We start from the raw sequence: 22,390 nt of genomic DNA on the forward strand, positions 1-22,390 counted from the left end.
GCCCGGTGAGCGACCGTGTGCGGAACCTGCATGAGCGCGCGATCGAGGAGATCAACAGTGGCCGGCCCGCCGTCGGCGCACGCCTGCTCCGGGACGCGTTGCGCCTCGGCGACCGCAAGGGGCCGCTGACCGCGCGGTTGCTGGGCACGCTGGCCGCGGCCGAGGTCGCGCAGGGCAACACCGGTCGGGCCTTGGAGCTGCTGGACGAGGCCGAGGAGGTCGTCGCGCCCGAGGACCGGCACCTGTTGCTGTCGCAGCGGGCGCTGGTCTTCGTGCTCGTCGGTCGGATGGACGACGCGCTGAGCTTGTTCGACGATGCGATTCTGCGGTTGCGGCGCACTGATCAGAGGGCGGCGTTGGCGCGGGTGCTGCTCAACCGGGGCATGTTGCACCAGATCGCGGGTCGGGTGCGGTTGGCGTTGGCGGACCTGGACCAGTGCGCGCAGCTGGGTGCGTCGCTGGGGCCGGACGAGGGCATGCCGCGCACGGTGGCCAAGGCCGTGCACGGCCGCGGTCAGTGCCGGGTGCTCACCGGCGACATCCCCGGCGCGCTGCGCGACTTCGACATCGCCGCCGAGGTCTACGCCGACCAGGGCAGGGGCATGCTCGCCGTGCTGGCCGGCGACCGGGCGCGGGCGCTGCTGGCGGCCGGGCTGCCCAGCGAGGCGGCGACCGAGCTGGACACGTTCCTCGGACGCGTGCCCGAACTGCGCATGGGCCACGAGCACGCCGAAGCCGAACTCACCATGGCCCGCGCCCGGCTCGCCGCCGGCGACCCGGCCGAGGCGCGCCGGTGGGCGGCACTGGCCCGCCGGCGGTTCCACCGGCGCCGCAACGACACCTGGACCGCGGTCGCCGAACTGGCCATGCTCCGCGCCGACTTCGCCGCCGGCAACGTCACCGTCCGCGGCGCGCGGTCGGCCGCCCGGCTGGCCGACCGGCTGCGCCTGCTGGGTCTGCGCAACGACGCCGACGAGGCCGACCTGCTCGCCGCCCGCACCTACCTCGCCCGGGGCCGGCTGGCCGAGGCCCGCGCCCACCTGTCCGGCCGGGACCGCCCCGGCGCACCGCTGGCCACCAGGCTGCTGCGCAGGCTGGTGCTGGCCGAACTCGGCGCGGCCGAGGGCGACCAGCGCCGCACGTTCGCCGAAGCCCGCGCCGGCCTGGCGCTGCTGCGCGAGCACCGCAGCCGGTTCGGCAGCCTGGACCTGCAGACGGGCACCACCTCGCTGGGCGGCGAACTGGCCCGCGCCGGCCTGGCGGCGGCCCTGGACAACGGCAAGCCGGAGGTGGTCTACCGGTGGCTGGAACGCTCCCGCGCGCAGGCCTTCCGCTTCCCCCCGGTCCGCACCCCCGCCGACGAGCACACCGTCGACGCCGTGGCCGCGCTGCGCCAGTTGGCGCGCGAGGCCCGCGCCGCCGAGCTGAAGGGCAACCAGGACTCCGACGCCCTGCGCCGGGCCCGGCAGCTCGAACGCGAGATCCGGGCCAAGGGCTGGCGCACCGACGGAGCGGGCGAGCGGCACGTGGAGGTCGGCTTCGCCGAGGTCAAGGCCGAACTCGCCGACGCCGACAGCGTGCTGGTCAGCTTCCTGACCGACGAGGGGCGGCTGCTGGCCCAGGTGGTCGGCGACCGCCGGGCCGAACTGCTCGGGCTCGGCGGCACGCACACCGTGTTCGAGGCCATCGCCCGGCTGCGCAGCGACCTGGACGCGGCCTGCGGCCGGCGGCTGCCCGAAGCGCTGCAACAGGTCATCCACACCTCGATCCGCCGCCAGCTGGCCGTGCTGGCCGAACACCTGCTCGACCCGCTGCTGCGGGTGATCGGCGACCACAACGTCGTGCTGGTGCCCACCGGGGCCCTGTCCGCGATGCCGTGGAGCCTGCTCGACGCGCTGCGCGGCCGACCGGTCACCGTCACCCCGTCACCGTCGGCCTGGGTCTCGGCGAAACGCACCGTCCGCCCGCCCGGCCCCGTGCTGCTGGTCGGCGGCCCCAACCTCAAGCACTCCTCCGACGAGGTCCGCCGGATCGCCCGGATCTACGAGCACAGCACCGTCCTGGACGGCGAGGACGCGACCGTCGAGAAGACCCTCGACGCGGTCAAGCGCAGCAGCCTGGCGCACTTCGCCTCACACGGCCACCACGAACAGGAGAACGTGCTGTTCTCCCGACTCGACCTGGTCGACGGCCCGCTCATGGCACACGACGTGCACCAACTCGCGGCCGTGCCCGACCACGTCGTGCTCTCCTCCTGCGACATCGGCCAGGCCGTGGTCCGCACCGGCGACGAAATCCTCGGCTTCACCGCCGCCCTGCTCTACAGCGGCAGCCGCACCGTGGTCTCCAGCGTCGCCCGCGTCGACGACCAGGCGGCCGTCGACGTCATGACCGCCTACCACCAGGCACTGACCCGCGGCGTCCCACCCGGCAAAGCACTGGCCGACGCCACCCAGACCCAACAGCTCATGCCCTTCGTCTGCCACGGATGGGGCGGCTGAACCGGTCGACCCCGACCCTTTCCCCACCCCCGGCGATTCCGATCCAACGGCGACGACCTCGCCTCCGACGGGTTCGGATGGGCATTTCGCTCGCGGGACCGGAATGTCCGAATGGGACAGTCCTGGTTGTGCGGGTCCTGTCGCCGCGTGGAATCGCGGTGGACCCCTGGACTGACATCCACCCGGCAACGGATCATTGCGCCGGCACCTGGGCTGCCCGAGCGCGACCCGCGACCGCGGGCGACGACTCAGCCCAGTGCGGCGACCGCTCCGGTGGCGGCGGCCAGCGCGAGGCACAGCGGCGAGTAGATCCGCCGGTCGAGCCGGGCGAACTCGGTGTCCTTGCGAGCCGACGACACCAGGCCGCCCGCGCCCCGCATCAGGAACACCACGGCGACCCCGGCCGTGCCGACGACGGCCGGCCACTCCGGGCCGGGCGCGCCGACCACACCGCCCCGCGCCGCGACGAGGTAGGCGGCCAACGCCAGCAGCACCGCCACCCCGGCCGTCAGCCCGCGGGAAGGCAACCGGTCGGGGGTCACGCCGACCACCCGGCGCGCGAACTCCTCGGGCGAGCGCAGCGGCCACGGCGAGAACACCCACACCACGTGCAGCACGCCGACGGCGACCAACACCAGGGCTGTGAGCAGTGCCAACACCGTCATGGGGCCACCTCTCGGACTGTCCATACGCCACCGTACGGAGCCTGGCCGTACGCTAGCGTACGGAACCTGAGAGTCAGTCCTCGGCGATCCGGTCCAGCACGCGGCCGAAAGCCCGGCCCAGCACGTCCAGCTCCTCGTCGGTCAGCACGTCGAACAGGTACCGCCGGACCGCCGCCACGTGCGACGGCGCGGCGGCCTCGATCGCCGCCCGGCCCGCCGGCGTCAGCCGGACCATCGAGCCGCGCGCGTCCTCGGCGCACTCCTCCCGCACCACGAGGCCGCGCTTCTCCATCCGCCCGACCTGGTGGGACAGCCGACTGCGCTCCCACCCCACCATCGCGCCCAGCTCGCGCGACCGCACCAGCCCGTCCGGCGCCTCGGACAACGGCACCAGCAGCGAGTAGTCCGCGTTGGACAGGCCCGAGTCGCGGACCAGCCGGCGCTCCAGGACTGCGGGCAGCTCACGGTTCAGGTCGAGGTACGCGCGCCACACGCGCGCCTCCCGTTCGTCCAGCCATCGGGGTTCGTCCACCCGCGCCACGCTAGCAAGATGTTGACGCATCATCAATTGGTTGTTGACGCGTCATCAATCTCGCGCTAACTTCGCTGACGTGTCCTCGAACAGCATGGAACTCGGCCTCCTCAGCTTCGCCGACCGCCACCCGGACCCGATGACCGGCGAGCAGGTGTCGGTGGCGGACGCGCTGGCGAACCAACTGGAGCGGATCAGGCTCGCCGACGAACTGGGCTTCGGCTTCTACGGCCTGGGCGAGCACCACCTGGAGAACTACGCCAGTTCCAACCCCGGCACCGTCCTGGCCGCAGCCGCGAGCACGACGGAGCGCATCACCCTCGGCAGCGCCGTCACCGTGCTCAGCACGGAAGACCCGGTCCGCGTCTACCAGCAGTTCACCACGCTGGACCAGCTCAGCCGTGGCCGGGCCGAACTTCTGGCGGGCCGTGGCTCGTTCACCGAGTCGTTCCCGCTGTTCGGCGCGGCGCTGGAGGACTACGACGAGCTGTTCGAGGAGAAGCTCGCCCTGCTGCTCCGGCTGGACCGGGAGAACCCGATCACCTGGTCGGGCAAGTTCCGGCCCCCGCTGGAGAACGCGGAGGTCTACCCGCGCCCGTACGGCGAGCGGCTGCGCATCTCCGTCGGCACGGGCGGGAACCCGGAGTCGTCGGTGCGCGCGGGCCTGCTCGGCCTGCCGGTCGTGTACGCCGTCATCGGCGGCATGCCGGAACGCTTCGCCCCGCTGGTCGACCTGTACCGGCGCGCGGGCGAGGCCGGCGGACACGCGCCGGATGACCTGCACGTGACGATGAGCGCCATCGGCCTGGTCGCTCGCAGGTCGCAGGACGCCAAGGACGCGTACTACCCGTACTGGCTGGAGACCATGAAGTACGGCGCCCGCGCCCGCGGCTGGAGCGTGCCGTCCCGCGCCGAGTACGACGAGTGGACGCGGGGCGCGCAGTCGATCTTCGCGGGCAGCCCGGAGGAGGTGGCGGAACGGCTGGTCACGGTCGGCCGGCTGACCGGCGCGAACCGGTACGCGATGCACATGGACTGGTCCGGCGTGCCGCACCGGCTCGTGATGGACGCGATCGAACTGCTCGGCACCGAGGTCATGCCCTTGGTGCACAAGGAACTCGGCAGCTGAGCACCCCCAGGGCGGACCGTCCTGGTGCACGAGGCGCACGGCGGTGTCGGCGCCGGTGATACCGAAGCACACCACCGACTGGGTCGGCCACCGGCGCGCCCGGCCCGGTCAGCCGGATCGCGGCGTACCCGCCGGTGCCGCCGTGCCCGTTCCGCCGCCGGTGATCAGGTCCCGAACGCGCGCACCACGGCCGCCATGTCATCGGTGCCGCCGTGGTCGGCGGCGACCCGGTACTGCTCGTGCAGCGCGCGCATCAACCGGTCGTCGGTGCCCGCCTCGCGCATCGCGGTCAGGATCAGGTCGGCGTCCTTCACCGCGCCGTCGATCCCGAACGACGGGGTGTAGTCCTCCGCGATCATGGCCCGCCCCTTCAACTGGGCGTAGGAGCTGTCCACCGCGCCGCCGGAGATCACGTCCAGGAACGCCTCCGGCGCCAGGCCCAGGCCACGGGTCAGCGCGACCGCCTGCGCGGTGGCGGCGGTGATCGACAGCACCCACGAGTTGGCCGCCAGCTTGAGCCGCTGACCGTCGCCGGGCCGCTCCCCCGCCCACACCGTGCGCGCGCCGATGGCGTCGAACACCGGGCCGACCCGCTCCCGCAGCGCGAGCGGACCTGCCGCCAGCACGGTGAGCTTGCCCTCCTCGGCGGGTTTGCGGGTGCCCAGCACGGGCGCGTCGACGAACGGGGTGGCGCCGGCCAGTTCGGCGAGCCGTCCGGTGCCGGCCAGACCGACCGTGCCGCTCTGCACCCACACCGCGCCGTCCGGGAGGCTCAGGCCGCTCATCACCTCGGCCGTCGAGTCGGCGTCGAACAGGACGGTCAGCACGACGTCCGCGTTCGCCACCGCCTCCGCCGGGTCCTCGACCACCACCGCACCGTTCTCCGCCAACGGCCGGGCCTTCTCCGCACTGCGGTTCCACACCGTCACGGCGAGGCCCGCCCGCAGCAGGCTCCGCGCCATCCCCGCGCCCATCATCCCGGTGCCCAACACCGCAACCGACTCGGTCACTTGGAATCCTTTCCCTCTGCTGACCGCAAATCTGCCACCACGGCAGCCGACCCGCATCTTTCGGTGTCACTGGGACGGACCAATTCCGCTTGCGCCCGAGCGGATTCCGGTCACTACGCCGGGCGTCGGCCCTACCGTGGTCCGGACGGAGGCGTTCGGGGGGACGGTATGGACGGGAAGCACCAAGGGCGTGGTCCGGTTCGGGTCTCGTCGAGACCTCACGGCACCGCACCGGTCGGCGGGTGGCGGCACCTCGCTCGCGAGGTCGTGGTCCCGGCGCACGACGAGTTGTTCGTGCTCCACCTCGCCGGGGCTGCCGACGAGCAGCGGTTGACCACCGGTCTCGGCGTCCTCGGTCGGGTGATCGTGGTCGGGCGGCCGGAAGAAACGCTGCCGTCAGCCCGGACCTGCCCGGGGTGGGGAGACCGGCGGCAGCCCGTGCTGGACCTGATGGCGCGGGCCCGGCTGGTGGTGATCAGCCTGGACACCGGTCCCGGTGCGGTGCGGGAGTTCGTCGAAGCGGCGCGGACCGTGCGACCCGAACGGCTGGTGCTGGCGGTTGCGTTGCGGCGGAGGGGGTACGACGGGTTCCGCGCCGAGGCGGAGGCGGCACTGCGGGTCAGAGCCGTCCGGGTGCGACGGGAGACCGGTCGGGTGTGGACACCGCCGAGCCTGCCCGACCACCGTGAGGGCGGGAAGTCCCGCGATGGGATTCGGGGGCTGATCTCGTTCGCGGGCAACTGGGAGCCCACGTTCCACGCGGTGTTCCCGACGGTTTTCCGTGACCCGCTCAAGCGGGCCCTGGTACCGGTGTACGACCGGCTGACCGCCTACGAGGACGACCTGCCGGTCAGTCGAGCGGTCGCGTTGCGGCAACGGCGTGGTGAGGTCATCCACGCGTTGGGTCTCTGCCTGGTCGCGTTCGCGGTGATCCGACTGGGTTTCGCGGTGTGGCGGTTGATCGGCTACGACGGGGATCTCGAATCCTGCGGCCACCGGCTCTACGTGATCGTGCCGGCGGTGGTCGTGTTGCTGTGCGGGTGGAGTGCGGCCCGGTTGGGGCGGCGGATCACGCTGCGGGCTGCTCCGGTGCCACGGCGGGCGCGGGCGAGCGGCTGAGCGCGTAGCCGACGGCCGCCGCGATGGGGAACATGACGATCCCGTACACGGCGGCCGGGACGGCGAGGCGTTCACTGCCGATCACGGTCACCGCGATGGTGATCGCGAGGGTGCTGTTGTGGATGCCCACCTCGAACGCCGACGCGATCGCCTGCCGGCGCCCGACCTCGAGCAACCGCGGCAGGAGGTAGCCGGCGGCCAGGCTGCACGCGCAGAACAGCGCGGCGATCAGCCCGGTGTCGGCCAGGTAGCCGCCGAGGTTCTCCCGTTCGGCGAGCAGCGTGCCCGCGATGACGGCCACCAGCACCACCGCCGACACGATCCGCACCGGCCGGTCGGCGCGGTCGGCGAACGTCCCCGACCACCGCCGCACCAGCATGCCCAGCACCACCGGCACCAGGACGATCGCGAACACCTGCACGACCTTGCCGAACTCCAGGCCGACCGCGCTGTTGCCGATCGCGGGCCGGAAGTGGCCGAGGGCGAAGTTCACCACCAGCGGGAGCGTGAGCACGGCGAGCACCGAGTTGACCGCGGTGAGCGTGATGTTCAGCGCGACGTCCCCGCGGAACAGGTGGCTGAACAGGTTCGCGGTGGTGCCGCCGGGCGAGGCGGCGAGCAGCATCATGCCCACCGCCAGGACGGGATCGAGGCCGAACCACACGACCAGCCCGAAGCAGACCACCGGCAGCAGCACGAGTTGCGTGGCGAGGGCGACGGCCACGGCCCGGGGCTCCCGCGCCACCCGCGCGAAGTCCGCGACGGTCAGCGAGAGCCCGAGGCCGAACATCACCACCGCGAGCGCGACGGGAAGGCCGACACTCGTCAACACCGTGCCCATGGGCGATCACCCTCCCGGCGCGCCGCGACGGTGCGGCACAACGCGCGCATCCTCCCCCATGCCGGGATCGCCGGGGAGAGGTCGTTACCGAACAGCCGTCAACGGGCAGCCGTCAGCGCGCAGCGGGCAGTCGTCGAGGGGCAGCGGGCAGCCGTCAGCGGGCCACGGTGAAGCGGCGGCGCGCGTTCGCCGGGCGCTCGATCTCGTCCACCAGCGCCACCGCGTAGTCCTCGGCACTGATCCAGCTCGCGCCCTCGGCGTCGGTGACGAGTTCGTCCACCCCGGTCCGGTACCGCCCGGTGCGCTCGCCGGGTTCGATGGTGCCGGCGGGGCTCAGCGCGGTCCAGTTCACGTCGTCCACGCCCCTCAGGTAGTCGAGCGCGTCGCCGTGGGCGTGCATGATCTGGAGCAGCCAGTCGGGCAGGCCGGGCTGGTCCCACACCCGCGTGCCTTCGGCGGTGCGCAGGCTGCCCGCCCCGTTCACCACGATCAGGCGGGGTGCGCCTCCGGTCTTGCGCAGCGCGCCGACCAGGGCTTTCGCCGCGGGTGCGATGGTCGCCTGGTGACCGGGGCCGTCACCGCCGCCGACCGCGCTGACCACCACGTCGTGACCGGCCAGCACGTCGGGCAGGCCGGCCTCGTCGAGCACGTCGGCGGTCTGCACGGCGACGTCCGTGCGGTCCAGTTTCGCCGGGTCGCGGACGATCGCCGTGACGGTGTGCCCGCGGCGCAGCGCCTCGTCCAGGATCCGTGAGCCGATGGTGCCGGTGGCGCCGATGAGTGCGATGTGAGCCATGGCTGAACAGCTTCTCCAATGTGGACGGTGGGCGCCATTCGAACGCCCGTGGTGCATATTCAAGCCACCGGACGCCGACCCGGCGAGGTCGGGGGGAGACAGGTGATGGTGAGAATGCGACACATCCCGGAGGTGTCCTACCGGAACCCGGCGGTCGCCGAGCTGGGCATCGAGGTGCTGTCGCTGGGTGCGCTGCGGCAGCGGGCCGGCGACGGGCACGACCTGACCCGTCCCCAACGGCCGGGTTTCCACCTGCTGATGCTGGTCACCGCGGGCACCGGGGTGCACACCGTCGACTTCACGCCGTACCGGCTGCGGCCGGGCAGCGCGGTGTGGGTGCGCCCCGGCCAGGTGCAGCAGTTCCAGCCGGGTTCCCGGTTCGACGGTCCGCTGCTGCTGTTCCAGCCCGACTTCCCGCCACCGGACACGGCGAGCCCGTTCGGTCCGACGCACTGGCAGCTCACCGCCCAGGACCGGCTGCTCGCCGCGACCGCCGCCGAGCACCTGGCGCACGAGTACGCCGTGCTCACCCACGCGCCGGTCGTCGCGGCGGGCAGGCTGCTGGCGCACCTGCTGGCCGCCCTGCTGCACCGGCTGTCGCTGGCCTCGGGGACGCAGGGCCCCGCCTACAACGAGACGTTCCTGAGGTTCCGCGAGGCCGTCGAACGCGACTTCGCCACCACCCACCGGGTCGCCGACTACGCCCACGCCCTCGGCTACTCGCCGCGCACCCTCACCCGCGCCACGCAGGACGCCGTGGGCATGGGGCCGAAGGAGTTCCTGGACCGCCGGATCGTGCTGGAGGCCCGGCGGCTGCTCGCCCACACCGACCTGCCCGCCGCCGTCGTGGGCGCACGGCTCGGCTTCCCCGACCCGACGAACTTCTTCAAGTCCGCACCGGGGTCGCGCCCGGCGAGTTCCGGGCGAGCGTGTCACGCGGTTGACCGGCGGAGCTTGGCCCGCAGCGCGCGCCGGGCGATCGGGCCCAGGTCGTCCACCACCTCCACCAGCACGGCCAGCCGGTCGAGCGAGTCCAGCGCGGCCCGCGCGCCGGCCGGGTCCACTCCCTCGAACAGCTCCAGCCCGACGAACCCGGCGCTCACCGCGCGGGCCAGGCCGGCGACGTCCACCAGGTCGGCCACCGGGGAGCCGGCCAGCAGCCGTCGCAGCGCCTGTTCGACGGGCTCGATCCACAGGTGCAGCGCGGCGGACGTGGCGCGGGCCAGTTTCGGGTCGGACTGCGCGCCCGCCAGGAGTTGGGCCAGCACCATCACGTTGCCCAGGTCGCGTTCCTCGGCGTGCAGGCGGCGACCGAGGTCGAGCAGTTCGCGCAGGGACGTGAGCTCGGCCAGGCGGGACCGGAACGGCGCGACCCGCGACTCGGTGTTGGCCACGCAGGCGGCTTCCAGCAGGTCGTGCACGCTGCCGAAGTGGTAGAAGACCAGCGCCTGGTTGACCCCGGCGGCGGTGGCGATCGCACGGGCGGACGCACCCGCGATGCCGTGTCGCCGGATGGTCTCGATCGCACCGTCGATCAGTCGCTGCCGGGTGTCCGCCATGGCCCTACCGTAGGCGTGCGCACAGGTACGGCCGGGCGAGGGCCAGCGCCGTCACGGTCGTCGCCATGCCCACGAACACCGGCGCGAGGTGGCCGAAGTCGATGTAGTGGATCACGCCGTGCACGACGACCGCGGGCAGGAAGCCGGTCACCGCCGCCAGCGCCAGCGACCACCACACCCACGCCTCGCCACGCCGCCAGCCCCACGCGCCGAGCAACGTGATCGCCGCCGCGGCGGACATCAGCGCCCCGCCGAAACCCGCGCGGTCGTGCGCGATGAACGCCAGGAGCTTCGGGTTGGCATCGGCGAGCCCGGCCGGTTCGGCACCGAGGAACTCCAGGTCGCTCGGGACGAACACCTCGGTCAGACCGACCACGGACACCACCACCCCACCGACGAACAGGCCCGCTCCGGTGATCACCACCAGCAACTGCCCGACCAACGCCCGGCGCCGGACCCGTTCGTCGCCCTCGGGTGCCGAGGTCCACTGTGGAGTGAGGTCACGGCGGCGGGCCGACAGCAGGAACGCCGGGAACAGCGCCGCGGCGGCAGCCACGTGGAGGGGCTCCAGGAACCCGGAGCCGACGAAGTACAGCAGGGTGGGGAACCCGATCCAACCCGACACCAGGTAGGCCTCCCGCGCCCACGGCCACCCCCGCCGCAGCCCTCCGACGGACAGTCCGGTGTAGAGCACGCCGATCGACACCATCGTGCCCGCCAGCGTGATCCGGTCGTGCTGGAGGAAGCCGACCAGCCGGTGGTTGATGTGGTGCAGGTGGTCCACGCTCGCGCCGAGGAACGCCCGGTCGTACCAGAGCAGCACCGGCCCGAGCGTGATCGCCGCCGCGACGAGCCCGCCGGCGACCATGCCGAGGCCGACCAGCGCGCCCCACCACCACGTGGGCCACCAACGCGGATTCCACCCGGTGGTGCGGGCCGGCGGTGTGGTGGGGGTGGCCGCCTCCAGCACGCGGCCGAACCAGCCGGGGCCGGCGTCGATCAGCACGGAGGGCGTGGCCAGCACGATGGCGTCCGGGTCGGCGAGCGCTTCGACCGCCGCCGGGATGTCCGGCGAAGTCAGGTGGACGACGTCGGTACGACCCGGCACCACCGCGCCGGCGTCGCGCACGATCGCCTCTTCTTCGGCGGGGTCCGCCTCACGCACCAGGACCGGGACCGGTGCGCCCGCGACGGCCTGCCGCACCACGTCGGCTTCCGTCGCGGGAGCCACCTCGATGACGCCCGCTCCCAGCAGCGGCAACGCGCGCACCGCGTCCCGTGCCACCTCCGGCGGCACCACCGCGCCCAGTCGGCTGCGCACCGGCACGCCGTCCACCGTGCCGGCCAGGTGCGCGGGCGGATGCCGGTGCCCCAACGCCCGTGCGACCGCCCAGCCGCCGCCGGGCAGGCGGCCCACCGTGGCCAGTGCGCGCAGCGCGAGCACCTGCGACCGCCGAACACCCAGCAGGGCCGCCGCCACGCCCCGCAGCGGCTGGTAGGTCCAGTCAGGCACGTCCCACCGCCCACGGCGTCGAGAGGTCAGGCACGGGGCGGCTGCCACGACAGGATCGGGCTCATCGAGCGCAGCGTCGCGGAGGCGGGCACCGCCCAGGCCGCGAGGTCCCGCAGCGCCGTCGCCGGAAGCGACCGCCAACGGGCCACCGCGCCCAACCGGGCCGCGCGGCGGGCGATCGCCTGGGTCCTGGGACGGCGCTCGCGGTCGTAGCGGGCCAGCGCGGTGGCGAGGTCGGCGGTCGCGTCCAGGCAGACCGCGAGGGTGACCGCGTCCTCCAACGCCTGGCACGCACCCTGTCCCAGTATCGGGTCCATGCCGTGGGCCGCGTCGCCCAGCAGCACCACGTTCCCGCGCACGTAGGAAGCCAACGGCGGCAGGTCGTGCACGTCGTGGCACAGCACTTCCGAGTCGTCCACAGCCGCCAAGAGCCGGGGAACCGGGTCGGGCCACCCGGCGAACCGGCGACGCAGGTCGGCGGCGCGCGAACTGCCCGACCGGGCCGCGGTGGCCGCCGCGAACACGTAGAACCGGCGGTCGGGCATCGCCGTGAACCCGATGCGCTCACCCCGGCCCCACAGCACCGCGCCCGGCGTGTCCGGCTCCAGCGGCGACGTGATCGTCCGCCACGTCGTGCAGCCGGTGTACCGGGGCGGTGTCCCGCGCACCGCGCTGCGGACGCCGTCCGCGCCGACGACCAGGTCCGCCGCGAAGAACCGGCCGTTGCTGTCGACCACCCCGTCCGGCCGGATGCCGACCACCTCGTGACCGCCCCGCAACGCCGACGGGGGCAGCGCGTCGGCCAGCGTCCGCACCAGGTCGGCCCGGTGCACGACGGTCAGCGGTCGGCCGAACCGGAGGGTGAGTTCCGCGTTGCGCGTCCGGGTCAGCCACCGGCCGCCGCGCGAGCGGACCCCTCCCCCGACCTCCACGGCGCCGCGCGCCGCCACCGCCCCGGCCAGCCCCAGGGCGTCCAGGGCGTGCATGGCGTTGGGCCACAGCGACAGCCCCGCGCCCACGTCGGTGAACTCCGGGGCGCGTTCGAGCACGGTCACCCGCCGGCCGCTCCGGTCCAACGCGACCGCCGCCGCCAGTCCGGCGATCCCGCCCCCGACCACCACCACCGTGCGCACAGCCATGCCGGACCCCCTCTTGAGCAACTGCTCAAAAGAGAGCCTAGCCCGGTGTTGAGCGATCGCTCAACAGCGTCAGCCGATCTCGGCCACCAGCTTCTCGGCCGCCTCGATCGCGGTCTCCTGGTGCGGCTGGAGCTCCTGCTGGCCCTGGTTGTCGAAGTTCACCCCGAACGGGTCCTCGAACGGCTGCTCCACGCCCGCGAGCACCTCGATCACGGCGTGCGCGCAGAACGGCACGTACACCGGGTCGTAGCCGCCCTCGTGCGCGAACGCGATCCGGCCGTCGCACAGCTCGGCCGCCGCGTCCAGCAGCATCCGGCCGATCTGCCGGTAGCCACCGGCGGTGACCATCATGCGCGCCAGCGGGTCCACCGGGTTCGCGTCGAAACCGGCGGCCACCACGATCAGGTCCGGGCGGAAGCGGTGCAGCGCGGGCAGCACGACCCGGCGCATCGCCTCCAGGTAGCCGCCGTTGCCGGTGCCCGGCGGCAGCGGCAGGTTCAGCGCGTAGCCGTGGCCCGCGCCCGTGCCCCGCTCGGTGACGAACCCGGAGTCCGGCGGGAACACCCGGTCCTGGTGCACGGACACGGTCAGCACGTTCGGGTCGTCCTCGAACGCCGCCTGCGTGCCGTTGCCGTGGTGCACGTCGATGTCCACCACCGCGATCCGCTCGACACCCCGGCTCGCACGCACCGCCGACACGGCGATGGCGATGTTGGCCAACATGCAAAAGCCCATGCCGACGTCGCTGAGCGCGTGGTGACCCGGCGGGCGGACCAGTGCGTAGGAGTTGTCCACCTCGCCGTCCACCACGGCCTCCGCCGCGCGGATGACGCCACCGGTCGCGAGCCGCGCGATGTCCAGGGCGCCCGGCCCGAACGGGCTGCCGCCGTCGCCCGCGTCGCCGCCGGTGTCGTTGGCGGCCACCAGCCGGGCCAGGTGGCCGGGCGTGTGGACGAGCAGGATCTCCTCGTCGGTGGCCGGGCGCGGCGCGAGCCGGGTCAGCCGGTCGACCAGGCCGGTGGCCACGACCAGTTCGTGCACCCGGCGCTTCGCCTCGGCGTTCTCGAAGTGGCGGAACGGCTGGAGCCCCCGGCGCGGGTCGGCGGGCAGCAGACCGGCGTGCGTGCCGGTGTCGTGCCAGCCGTACAGCTCGTGGTACACGTAACCCGTCGACATGGCCCGGGATCCTCGCCCCGCGACGGCCCGCCGTCTTGTCGGCCAGTGCTCGGCGGTTGACTGCCGGCGAACGTGCGCCGGGAGCCAACTCCGGTACACCGCACGCCAAGACCGATCCGCCGGGTGCGCCGAATACTCGTGGTATGACCCACAGCCCACACCCGCTCGACCCGCTCACCGCGGAGGAGATCGCCCAGGTCAGGGACGTTCTCGTGGCCGCCGGGAAGGTCGGCGGGACCACCCGGTTCCCCAGCGTGCTGCCCGTCGAGCCGCCCAAGGAGGTCGTCCGCGCGCACCGGCCGGGCGACCAGGTCACCCGGCGGGCGCGGGTCGTGCTGCTGGACACCGCGACCGGCGTGGCGGCGGAGGCCGTGGTGAACGCGACCGAGGGTGCGCTGGAGTCCTACCGCGAGCTGGAGCCGGCCAAGGACGGCCGGCCCGCGATCCTGTTCGAGGAGTACGACCGCAGCGCCGACCTGGTGCGGGCGGACCCGCGCTGGCAGGCGGCGATGCGCAGGCGCGGCATCGAGGACTGGTCGCTGGCGTTCGTCGCCCCGCTGTCCCCCGGCTTCTTCGACGAGCCGCTGCTGCGCGACCGGCGGGTGCTGCGGGCACTGACCTTCCTGCGCGACCACGTGGACGACAGCCCGTGGGCGCACCCGGTCGAAGGTCTGCTCTGCGAGGTGGACCTGATCGCGAACGAAGTGATCGCGGTGACCGACGAGGGTGACGTGCCGACGCCTACCGAGCACGGCAACTACTCCGGCGAGACGCCCCGCACCACGCTGAAGCCGATCTCCATCACCCAGCCCGAGGGCGTCAGCTTCACCGTCGACGGCAGCGAGGTCACCTGGGAGGGCTGGCAGTTCCGGATCGGCTTCAACGCCCGCGAAGGCCTGACGCTGCACCGGATCGGGTTCGGCGGCGACCCGGTGCTGTACCGGGCGTCGATGGCCGAGATGGTGGTGCCCTACGGCGACCCCGCGCCGTGGCGGAACTGGATCAGCTACTTCGACGCGGGCGAGTACCTGCTGGGCAAGAACGCCAACTCGCTGCGGCTGGGCTGCGACTGCCTGGGCGTCATCCACTACTTCGACGCCGTGCTCGCCGACGACCACGGCAACCCGGTCGCCCTCCCCCAGGCGATCTGCATGCACGAAGAGGACTACGGGGTGCAGTGGAAGCACACCAACGTCCTCACCGGGGCGTCGGACGTGCGGCGGTCGCGGCGGCTGGTGGTGTCGTCGTTCAGCACCATCGGCAACTACGACTACGGTTTCTTCTGGTACTTCTACCTCGACGGCACGATCGAGCTGGAGGCCAAGGCGACCGGCGTGGTGTTCTGCGGCGCGGGCGGCGACAACCCGTACGGCGCGGAGATCGCACCCGGCCTGATGGCCCCCGTGCACCAGCACCTGTTCTGCGCGCGGCTGGACACCGAGATCGCGGGCGCGGCGAACACCGTCGAGGAGATCGACTTCGTCGGCGTCCCGACCGGGCCGGACAACCCGCGCGGCAACGCGTTCACCACCACCACGACCGTGCTGGACCGCGAGTCGACCGCCGCCCGGCTGGCCGATCCGCTGCGCGGCCGCACGTGGGTGGTGAGCAGTTCGGACAACGTGAACCGGCTGGGCAAGCCGCGCGCGTACCAACTGGTGCCCAAGCCCGGCCCCACGCTGCTCGCCCAGCCGGACGCGTCGATCGCCGCACGGGCCGCGTTCGCCACGAAACACCTGTGGGTGACCCGGTTCCACGAGGACGAGCGGTACCCGGCGGGCGAGTACCCCGACCAGCACCCCGGCGGCGCCGGCCTGCCGCAGTGGACCGCGCAGGACCGCCCGCTGATCGACTCCGACGTGGTGCTCTGGCACGTGTTCGGGCCCACCCACCTGCCCCGTCCCGAGGACTGGCCGGTGATGCCGGTGGACTACAGCGGATTCATGTTCAAACCGCTCGGATTCCACGACCGCAATCCCACGCTCGACCTGCCGGACTTTTCCGCGTGCCGGCACTGCCCGCCCGGCGAATGCCACTGCGCGCACTGATCGCCCGATGACCGACCGGTGAACCGGTCCGGAAAGCGCCCGATGCCCCGCGCCGGCATCGGGCGCTTCCGCATGCTCCCCGACCGGCCGCGACGGTGCATATGCACGCGCACAACCGGAAGGTGACGCGGACGTTACCGAATCGTTTACAACGCGGGAGCCGGCCGATTGCGCGGCGGATTCCCGCGAATTGGCTTCATGATCGCCTCTGACCGGCCGAAAAGCGCCCGGCGGGCCGTCCCCGGCATCGGTGCGACAACCCGGTGCGGAACGGTCCTCACCTTTCTGAGCAGGCATTTCAGTATTTCTACGGACCGGCCGGTCACCACCGCGGGACCAGTCTTGCCCGACCACCCCGGAAGTATCGACAGGACGGTGGATTCGGTGAGTGTGCTGTCCCTTGAGGACATAACGGTCGACAGGTCCGGCCTGACCATCGTGCGCGGCGTCTCGCTGCTGGTCGACGAAGGCTCGGTGACCGTGCTGCTCGGTGCCAACGGCGCGGGCAAGACGACCCTGCTGGAAGGCGTCTCCGGGGCCATCCCCGTCGCCTCCGGTGAGATCCGGCTCGCCGGCGAGCGGATCGAGAAGCTGCGCGCCTGGCGCCGGGCGCGGGCCGGGCTCGCGCACGTCGAGCAGAACCGCACGGTGTTCCGGGAGATGTCCACACTGGACAACCTGCGCGCCGCCTGCCGGCACGACGACACCCCGGACCGGGTGTTCGAGCTGTTCCCCGAGCTGCGCAAGCAGATCGACGCGCCCGCCGGGCTGCTCTCCGGCGGCGAGCAGCAGATGCTGGTGGTCGGCCGGGCGCTGCTGGGCAGGCCGAAGGTGCTGCTCATCGACGAGATGTCGCTGGGCTTGGCGCCCATCGTGGTGGAACGGCTGGCCGCCGCCGTGCGCGCACTCGCCGACCGCGGCGTGGGCGTGCTGCTGGTCGAGCAGTTCGCCGCCCTGGCCCTCGGCATCGCCGACCGGGCCTACGTCATGGCCCGGGGCCGGATCGTGTTCGCCGGCGACGGCCGCGAGCTGCGCGCCGACGAGGGCCTGCTCCGGGCGCTCTACCTGGGTGACACGCCCTCCGGAAGTGGGGTCTGGAAGTGAACGCGCCGCGCCGCAAGCCGCACCCGGTGGTGCTCGGCCTGATCCTCGCCGCCGTGGTGGCCGCGTCGGTGGCCGGGTTCGCCAACAACAACTTCACCTTCATGCTCACCGGCGCGGCCGTCAGCACGGTGTTCATGCAGAGCTACGGCCTGATCACCGGCCGGGCGGGCGTCATCTCGCTGTGCCAGCTCAGCTTCGCCGCGATCGGCGCGTGGGTCGTCGGCTGGGCCAACGTCTCCGACCTGCCCGGCGGGTTCTACGCGTGGCTGGTGCTGGGCGGCCTGGCCGCCACCGTGGCCGGCGTGCTGATCGGCCTGCCCGCGCTGCGGCTGCGCGGGGTGAACCTGGCGGTCGCCACGTTCGCCTTCGCCACCGCGCTCGACGTGGTGTTCACCGGCATCCCCTACCCCGGCCAGGGCAACTACGACTTCGTCCAGCGGCCGGCGGGCTTCACCACCGACAGCGAGTACTTCGTGTTCACGGTCATCGTGGTCACCGTGATCTTCATCGGCCTGCGTTACCTGGACCGCACGCGGACCGGTGGCGCGCTGGTCGAGATCCGCCACTCCGAGCGGGCCGCCGCCGCGCACGGCATCAGCGTCGCCAAGGGCAAGCTGACCGCGTTCGCGCTCAGCGCGTTCGTGGCCGGTGTCGGCGGTGGGCTGATGGCGGGACAGCTGGGCATCGTCACCCCGGGCAACTTCGCGGCCTTCGCGTCCGTGTCGTTCTTCGCGATCGCCCTGTTCGTGGGCACCAACAACATCGAGGGCGCGATAGCGGGCGGCGTGATGGGCGCGGTCTTCCCGTCGCTGCTGGACGCCCTCGGCGTCCCGCAGGACCTGGCCGCCCTGTTCTTCGGCATCGGCGCGGTGCAGGTGCTGCGCCTGGGCGGCAGCCAGACCGACCTGATGCGGGCGAAGCGCCGCCGGAAGAAGGCGGCGAAGATGGGCTCGCTGCCCATACCGCACGCCAACCCCAAGCCGCTGGTGCCGATCAGGCTGCGTGCCCCGCGCGAGCCCGCCGACGCCACGCCCGCGCTGGAGGTCCGCAACCTGAGCGTGCGGTTCGGGGCGCTGACCGCCAACGACGACGTCTCGCTGGCCGTGCCCAAGGGCTGCGTGGTCGGCCTGGTCGGGCCGAACGGCGCGGGCAAGTCGACGCTGATCAACACGGTCACCGGGTTCACCGGCAGCTACTCCGGCCAGGTGCTGCTCAACGGCGAGCCGGTGGACGGCGTCCCGGCGCACCGCCGCGCCCGGATGGGCCTGCGCCGCAGCTTCCAGCAGCTGCGGGTGCCCGAACAGCTCACCGTCGGCATGTTCCTCCGGATCGCGGCCGGCAAATCGCTGTCCGCCGAGGAGGTCGACGAGCAGCTGGCGCTGTTCGAGTGCCCGGCCGCCGACGTGCCCATCGAGACCGTGGACGTGGCCACCCGCCGGCTGCTGGAGGTCGCCGGCCTGGCCGCCGGCCGTCCCGCGGTGCTGCTGCTCGACGAGCCCGCCGCGGGCCACTCCAGCGCGGAGACCGAGCTGCTGCAACGCCGGCTGTCGGAGATCCCCGAGCGCTTCGACACCGCCGTCCTGCTGGTCGAGCACGACATCGAGCTGGTCCGGTCCACCTGCGACTCCGTCGTGGTCATGGACTTCGGCCGGGTCATCGCCTTCGGGCCTCCTGACGAGGTGCTGGCCGATCCCGCGGTCATCGCCGCCTACCTGGGTTCCGCAGCCCACTGAAACACCCATCCCCCGAAGGGAAACACCACAGATGAGAAAGCACCTCAAGGCGGGAGCCGTGTTCGCCACGGCCGCGCTCACGGCATCCGTGCTCGCGGGCTGTGGCAGCGGAGGTGGCGGCGACACCATCAAGATCGGTGCCGTCGCCGGCCTCACCGGCCAGTTCATCACCGCCGAGGTGGCCAAGACCGCCCAGCGCGTCTTCGACGACGCCAACGACAAGGGTGGGATCAACGGCAAGAAGATCGAGTACATCGTCAAGGACGACGCGGGCAACCCGCAGCGCACCGCCCAGGTCGCCCGCGAACTGGCGGACACGGGCGTGGTCGCGATGGCCGGTTCCGCCAGCTTCACCGACTGCGACGTCAACGACGGCTTCTACCGCCAGCAGAAGCTCAACTCGGTGATGGCGGTCGCCGCCACCCCGAAGTGCTTCCAGAGCCCGAACATCGCCCCGGTCAACGTCGGTCCGTTCACGCTGATGACCGCCGTGCTGCTGCACGCGTCGCAGAAGCTGGGCGACAAGAACATCTGCAACTTCACCTCGCTGCTGCCGGGCAACGAGGAGGCCGTCAAGGAAGCCTTGACGCGCTGGGAGAAGATCAGCGGCCAGACGCTGAAGGTCAACGACCTGACCGTGCCGCAGAGCGGCGACCTCACGCCGTACCTGCTCAAGGCCAAGCAGGCGGACTGCGACGCCATCCTGTTCAACCCGGCCGAGTCGCTGGTCGTGCCGTGGCTCCAGGCGGCGAAGACGCAGGGCATGGACGACGTCGACTACCTGCTGCTGGCCCCGGCCTACACCGACAGCGTGGCCAAGGCCGTCGGCGGGCTCGGCCTGAACGTGTACGCGGGCAGCGAGTTCGAGCCGTTCACCTCCGCCAGCCTGGCCAACAAGGGCTGGCGGGACACGGTGACCCGGGCCGACGCGCAGGCCACCGCGTTCTCCCAGGGCGGCTACCTGGCCGCCAAGTTCATGGTCGACGTGCTCAAGACCATCAAGGGCGACGTCACCCGCGAGACGGTCGGCGCCGCGCTCCGGGAGATGACCCCCATCGAGGACCCGATGCTGGGCACCCCGTGGGAGTTCGGCCCCGGCGAGTCGCACTCCCCGAACCAGGGCTCCAAGATCGTCCGCCTGACCGGCCTGCGGTGGGTCGTGGTGGACGACACCTTCATCACCGTGCCCAACGCCTGACCCGGAGGCTGCTGTGCTGCAACTGTCCGCGGCCATCGCGGGACTGGTCACCGGCGGGGCGTACGCCCTGATGGGGCTGTCCACGCTGCTCACCTACCGGCTCGTCGCGGTGGTCAACTTCGCCCAGGCCGCCGTGGGCGCCTTCGGCGCGTTCGCCATGGTCGTGCTGCACGAGGCGGGCCTGCCGCTGTTCCCGGCCATCGTGTGCGGCCTGGTCGTGGCCGCCGTGGTGCACATGGGACTCGGCGTGGTGATGGTGCGCTGGTTCTCCGAGGCGAGCGAAGGGGTGAAGGCCGCGGTCACCATCGCGACCTTCACCGCGCTCGTCGCGGTGGGGTTGCGGCTGTTCGGCGCGCAGCACCCGCACCGGTTCCCCAGCCCGTTCGACAGCCCGGCGGTCACGGTGGGCGGCGTCGTGGTGACCTGGACCGCGGTGGTCACCATGGTCCTCGCGGTGCTGTTCGCCGTGCTGCCCACCGTGCTGCTCAAGCGCACCCGGATCGGCCTGCTGCTGCGGGCGCTGTCCGAGCGGCCGACCACCGCCGAGCTGATCGGCATCCGGGTGCCCCGGCTGTCCATGGTGGTCTGGGGCGCGGCGGGCGCGGCCAGCGCCCTGGCGATCATGATCGTGGCGCCCCAGCTGGCCAGCGACTTCAGCTCGCAGGCCCTGCTGATCACGCCGGCGCTGGCCGCCGCCCTGGTGGGCGGGTTCCGGAGCTTCACCTGGACGTTCGTCGGCGGCGTGGCCCTGGGCGTGCTCCAGGGCCTCGCCAGCACCGTCGTCGCCTTCCAGCAGTACCGCGGTGTCCTGCCGTTCCTGGTGATCCTCGTCGTCCTGCTGTGGACGCGCCGCCGGGACCGCTGGGACTCCATGGCCTGATCGATTCCGCGAAGGGGATTTCCACATGTGCCACGTCCACGGGGCGCCCCCGCCGGACCGGTGCCGCGACGCGACGGGCGCCGCGCCGGTCCCGGACCACGGCGGCCGGACCGGCGCCCGCGACGCGGGCCTCGGCGGGTTCGGCCACGTGCTGGGCGAGGCCCGGGAAGACGTCGCGGCGGTCGCCCGCCCGGCACCCGCCGCGGCCGGCTGGCTCGCCGGTGGACCACCCGGAATCGTTGTGCCGCAACGGTTCCACCGCCGACCGGAGGTGCGCCGCGCCGAGCTGGACGCCGACCGGAACAACGCCGATCAGAACAGCCGGGAGGCGTAGATGCACCCCACCTCGACCCGCGCGGCGGTGCTGCGCGAGTTCGACGCCCCACTGGAACTCACCGAAGTGCCGCTGCCGAAGGAACTCCCGCCGGGCTCAGCGGTCGTGCGGATCACCAGCACCACGCTGTGCGGCACGGACGCCCACCTGTGGCAGGGCGTGATGCCGTTCATCGCGCTGCCGATCATCCTCGGCCACGAGATGGCGGGCGAGGTGGTGGCGCTCGGCGCGAACTCCGGCCGGGACGCGTACGGCAAGCCGGTGGAGATCGGCAGCCGCCTGGTGTGGTCGGAGTCCGTGTGCGGGCACTGCCAGGGCTGCAACGTACTTCGCGAGCCGGTGCTGTGCGAGCACCGCGGCTACGGGTTCGGCCAGCGCGCCGACCGCTGGCCGTACGCCATCGGCGGGCTCTCGCAGTACGTGTACCTGCCGCCGGGCGCGCATCGGATCGTGATCCCGGGGGACGTGCCGGACACCTGGGCGGCGGCGGCCGGCTGCGCGGTGAAGACCGTGGTGCGGGCGTTCGCCAACGCGGGCGGCGTGCAGCCGGGTTCGACCGTCGCCGTGCAGGGCGCGGGTCCGCTGGGCCTGGTCGCCACCGCGATGGCGCGGGCGGCGGGGGCGGGGCAGGTGATCACCCTGGGCGGTCCGGCGAATCGGCTCGCGCTGGCCGCGAAGTACGGCGCGGACACCACGATCGACGTGACCGAGGTGACCGACCCGGACGAGCGGGTCGCCCAGGTGGAGGAGCTGACCGGCGCGCACGGCGCGGACCTGGTGCTGGACTTCGCGGGCGCGCCGACCGCCAACCGCGAGGGCGTGCTGATGTGCGGCAAGCGCGGCACGCACGTGGTGGTCGGGCTGGCCGGTCCGCGGGCCGCGCCGGTGCCGATGGACGTGGTGATGAGCCGGGAGATCCGCGTGGTCGGCTCGCTCAACGGCGACGTGGGCGACCTGGCCCGCGCGCTGCGCTTCCTGTCGGCGTTCGCCAACCGCTTCGAGTGGGACGCCATGTTCTCGCCGCCCGTCGGGCTGTCGGGCGCGGAACAGGCGATTCGTGACATGGCGTCGATGGCCGCCGTCAAGGCCGTCGTCGACCCCGGACTGGACTAG

General features: G+C 72.8%; 19 protein-coding genes and 1 pseudogene. 11 read left to right on the plus strand and 9 right to left on the minus strand.

What is annotated here, in order from left to right; genetic code table 11:
• Positions 1 to 5: 5 nt before the first annotated feature.
• The gene (locus FHS29_RS02560; protein ID WP_312864714.1) at positions 6 to 2,501 is read left to right on the plus strand and encodes a CHAT domain-containing protein; all 2,496 of its coding nucleotides are present in this window, start codon (positions 6 to 8) and stop codon (positions 2,499 to 2,501) included.
• Positions 2,502 to 2,749: 248 nt separating this feature from the next.
• Here FHS29_RS02560 and FHS29_RS02565 read toward each other — a convergent pair whose 3' ends face one another.
• Positions 2,750 to 3,166 (minus strand): DUF3995 domain-containing protein, encoded by a 417-nt coding sequence (locus FHS29_RS02565; RefSeq protein WP_184687784.1) that lies wholly within the window; start codon positions 3,164 to 3,166, stop codon positions 2,750 to 2,752.
• Between the two features lie 73 nt (positions 3,167 to 3,239).
• Entirely contained in the window at positions 3,240 to 3,698 is a 459-nt protein-coding gene (locus FHS29_RS02570; protein ID WP_312864715.1) for a MarR family winged helix-turn-helix transcriptional regulator, read from the minus strand.
• Positions 3,699 to 3,792: 94 nt separating this feature from the next.
• Between FHS29_RS02570 and FHS29_RS02575 the strand changes: the two genes are divergently transcribed.
• Positions 3,793 to 4,827: an LLM class flavin-dependent oxidoreductase gene (locus tag FHS29_RS02575; protein ID WP_184688606.1), complete on the plus strand. Its 1,035-nt coding sequence runs from the start codon at positions 3,793 to 3,795 to the stop codon at positions 4,825 to 4,827.
• A 164-nt stretch (positions 4,828 to 4,991) separates the two neighbouring features.
• Here the strand turns inward: FHS29_RS02575 and FHS29_RS02580 are convergent, their stop codons facing one another.
• Positions 4,992 to 5,837 carry an NAD(P)-dependent oxidoreductase gene (locus tag FHS29_RS02580; protein WP_184687788.1) on the minus strand — a complete coding sequence of 282 codons (846 nt, stop codon included), beginning with the start codon at positions 5,835 to 5,837 and terminating at the stop codon, positions 4,992 to 4,994.
• A 168-nt stretch (positions 5,838 to 6,005) separates the two neighbouring features.
• Between FHS29_RS02580 and FHS29_RS02585 the strand changes: the two genes are divergently transcribed.
• Positions 6,006 to 6,956 carry a hypothetical protein gene (locus tag FHS29_RS02585; protein WP_184687790.1) on the plus strand — a complete coding sequence of 317 codons (951 nt, stop codon included), beginning with the start codon at positions 6,006 to 6,008 and terminating at the stop codon, positions 6,954 to 6,956.
• On the opposite strand, the gene FHS29_RS02590 is transcribed toward FHS29_RS02585, so the two are convergent.
• Complete coding sequence (locus tag FHS29_RS02590) at positions 6,907 to 7,797, minus strand: bile acid:sodium symporter family protein (protein ID WP_184687792.1); 891 nt, start codon at positions 7,795 to 7,797, stop codon at positions 6,907 to 6,909. The genes FHS29_RS02585 and FHS29_RS02590 overlap by 50 nt on opposite strands.
• A gap of 154 nt (positions 7,798 to 7,951) precedes the next feature.
• On the minus strand, positions 7,952 to 8,593 hold the full coding sequence (locus tag FHS29_RS02595; RefSeq protein WP_184687794.1) for an NAD(P)-dependent oxidoreductase: 642 nt from the start codon (positions 8,591 to 8,593) through the stop codon (positions 7,952 to 7,954).
• A gap of 105 nt (positions 8,594 to 8,698) precedes the next feature.
• Between FHS29_RS02595 and FHS29_RS36225 the strand changes: the two genes are divergently transcribed.
• On the plus strand, positions 8,699 to 10,030 hold the full coding sequence (locus FHS29_RS36225; protein WP_221455270.1) for a helix-turn-helix domain-containing protein: 1,332 nt from the start codon (positions 8,699 to 8,701) through the stop codon (positions 10,028 to 10,030).
• 20 nt (positions 10,031 to 10,050) lie between these two features.
• Here FHS29_RS36225 and FHS29_RS36555 read toward each other — a convergent pair.
• The 4 genes and pseudogenes from FHS29_RS36555 to FHS29_RS02620 form a co-directional block, all read right to left on the minus strand.
• Positions 10,051 to 10,152: pseudogene (locus FHS29_RS36555) on the minus strand (TetR/AcrR family transcriptional regulator); the annotation flags it as partial.
• Between the two features lie 4 nt (positions 10,153 to 10,156).
• Positions 10,157 to 11,665 carry a serine/threonine-protein kinase gene (locus FHS29_RS02610; RefSeq protein ID WP_184687798.1) on the minus strand — a complete coding sequence of 503 codons (1,509 nt, stop codon included), beginning with the start codon at positions 11,663 to 11,665 and terminating at the stop codon, positions 10,157 to 10,159.
• Positions 11,666 to 11,691: 26 nt separating this feature from the next.
• Complete coding sequence (locus FHS29_RS02615) at positions 11,692 to 12,804, minus strand: FAD-dependent oxidoreductase (RefSeq protein WP_184687799.1); 1,113 nt, start codon at positions 12,802 to 12,804, stop codon at positions 11,692 to 11,694.
• A 69-nt stretch (positions 12,805 to 12,873) separates the two neighbouring features.
• A complete protein-coding gene (locus FHS29_RS02620; RefSeq protein WP_184687801.1) occupies positions 12,874 to 13,980 on the minus strand; it encodes a histone deacetylase-like amidohydrolase in 1,107 nt (368 codons plus the stop codon).
• 143 nt (positions 13,981 to 14,123) lie between these two features.
• Between FHS29_RS02620 and FHS29_RS02625 the strand changes: the two genes are divergently transcribed.
• From FHS29_RS02625 to FHS29_RS02655, 7 genes are all read left to right on the plus strand, one after another.
• Positions 14,124 to 16,028, plus strand: coding sequence for a primary-amine oxidase (locus FHS29_RS02625; protein ID WP_184687803.1), 1,905 nt, complete (start codon positions 14,124 to 14,126; stop codon positions 16,026 to 16,028).
• Between the two features lie 375 nt (positions 16,029 to 16,403).
• Positions 16,404 to 17,132 (plus strand): ABC transporter ATP-binding protein, encoded by a 729-nt coding sequence (locus tag FHS29_RS02630; protein WP_184687805.1) that lies wholly within the window; start codon positions 16,404 to 16,406, stop codon positions 17,130 to 17,132.
• Positions 17,129 to 18,865, plus strand: a complete 1,737-nt coding sequence (locus FHS29_RS02635) for a branched-chain amino acid ABC transporter ATP-binding protein/permease (RefSeq protein WP_184687807.1) — start codon at positions 17,129 to 17,131, stop codon at positions 18,863 to 18,865. The genes FHS29_RS02630 and FHS29_RS02635 overlap by 4 nt, the downstream gene beginning before the upstream one ends.
• Positions 18,866 to 18,896: 31 nt before the next feature.
• Positions 18,897 to 20,063, plus strand: coding sequence for an ABC transporter substrate-binding protein (locus FHS29_RS02640; RefSeq protein ID WP_184687809.1), 1,167 nt, complete (start codon positions 18,897 to 18,899; stop codon positions 20,061 to 20,063).
• 13 nt (positions 20,064 to 20,076) lie between these two features.
• Positions 20,077 to 20,943 (plus strand): branched-chain amino acid ABC transporter permease, encoded by an 867-nt coding sequence (locus FHS29_RS02645; RefSeq protein WP_184687811.1) that lies wholly within the window; start codon positions 20,077 to 20,079, stop codon positions 20,941 to 20,943.
• A 25-nt stretch (positions 20,944 to 20,968) separates the two neighbouring features.
• On the plus strand, positions 20,969 to 21,277 hold the full coding sequence (locus tag FHS29_RS02650; protein ID WP_184687813.1) for a hypothetical protein: 309 nt from the start codon (positions 20,969 to 20,971) through the stop codon (positions 21,275 to 21,277).
• Complete coding sequence (locus tag FHS29_RS02655) at positions 21,278 to 22,390, plus strand: zinc-binding dehydrogenase (RefSeq protein ID WP_184687815.1); 1,113 nt, start codon at positions 21,278 to 21,280, stop codon at positions 22,388 to 22,390.

This window comes from Saccharothrix tamanrassetensis (genome assembly GCF_014203665.1).
GTDB lineage: Bacteria > Actinomycetota > Actinomycetes > Mycobacteriales > Pseudonocardiaceae > Actinosynnema > Actinosynnema tamanrassetense.

Coding starts and splice junctions, on each gene's coding strand:
- FHS29_RS02565 (WP_184687784.1), bottom strand. CDS start 3,166: ATGACGGTGTTGGCACTGCTCACAGCCCTGGTGTTGGTCGCCGTCGGC.
- FHS29_RS02575 (WP_184688606.1), top strand. CDS start 3,793: ATGGAACTCGGCCTCCTCAGCTTCGCCGACCGCCACCCGGACCCGATG.
- FHS29_RS02585 (WP_184687790.1), top strand. CDS start 6,006: ATGGACGGGAAGCACCAAGGGCGTGGTCCGGTTCGGGTCTCGTCGAGA.
- FHS29_RS02590 (WP_184687792.1), bottom strand. CDS start 7,797: ATGGGCACGGTGTTGACGAGTGTCGGCCTTCCCGTCGCGCTCGCGGTG.
- FHS29_RS02595 (WP_184687794.1), bottom strand. CDS start 8,593: ATGGCTCACATCGCACTCATCGGCGCCACCGGCACCATCGGCTCACGG.
- FHS29_RS36225 (WP_221455270.1), top strand. CDS start 8,699: ATGGTGAGAATGCGACACATCCCGGAGGTGTCCTACCGGAACCCGGCG.
- FHS29_RS02615 (WP_184687799.1), bottom strand. CDS start 12,804: ATGGCTGTGCGCACGGTGGTGGTGGTCGGGGGCGGGATCGCCGGACTG.
- FHS29_RS02620 (WP_184687801.1), bottom strand. CDS start 13,980: ATGTCGACGGGTTACGTGTACCACGAGCTGTACGGCTGGCACGACACC.
- FHS29_RS02625 (WP_184687803.1), top strand. CDS start 14,124: ATGACCCACAGCCCACACCCGCTCGACCCGCTCACCGCGGAGGAGATC.
- FHS29_RS02640 (WP_184687809.1), top strand. CDS start 18,897: ATGAGAAAGCACCTCAAGGCGGGAGCCGTGTTCGCCACGGCCGCGCTC.
- FHS29_RS02650 (WP_184687813.1), top strand. CDS start 20,969: ATGTGCCACGTCCACGGGGCGCCCCCGCCGGACCGGTGCCGCGACGCG.
- FHS29_RS02655 (WP_184687815.1), top strand. CDS start 21,278: ATGCACCCCACCTCGACCCGCGCGGCGGTGCTGCGCGAGTTCGACGCC.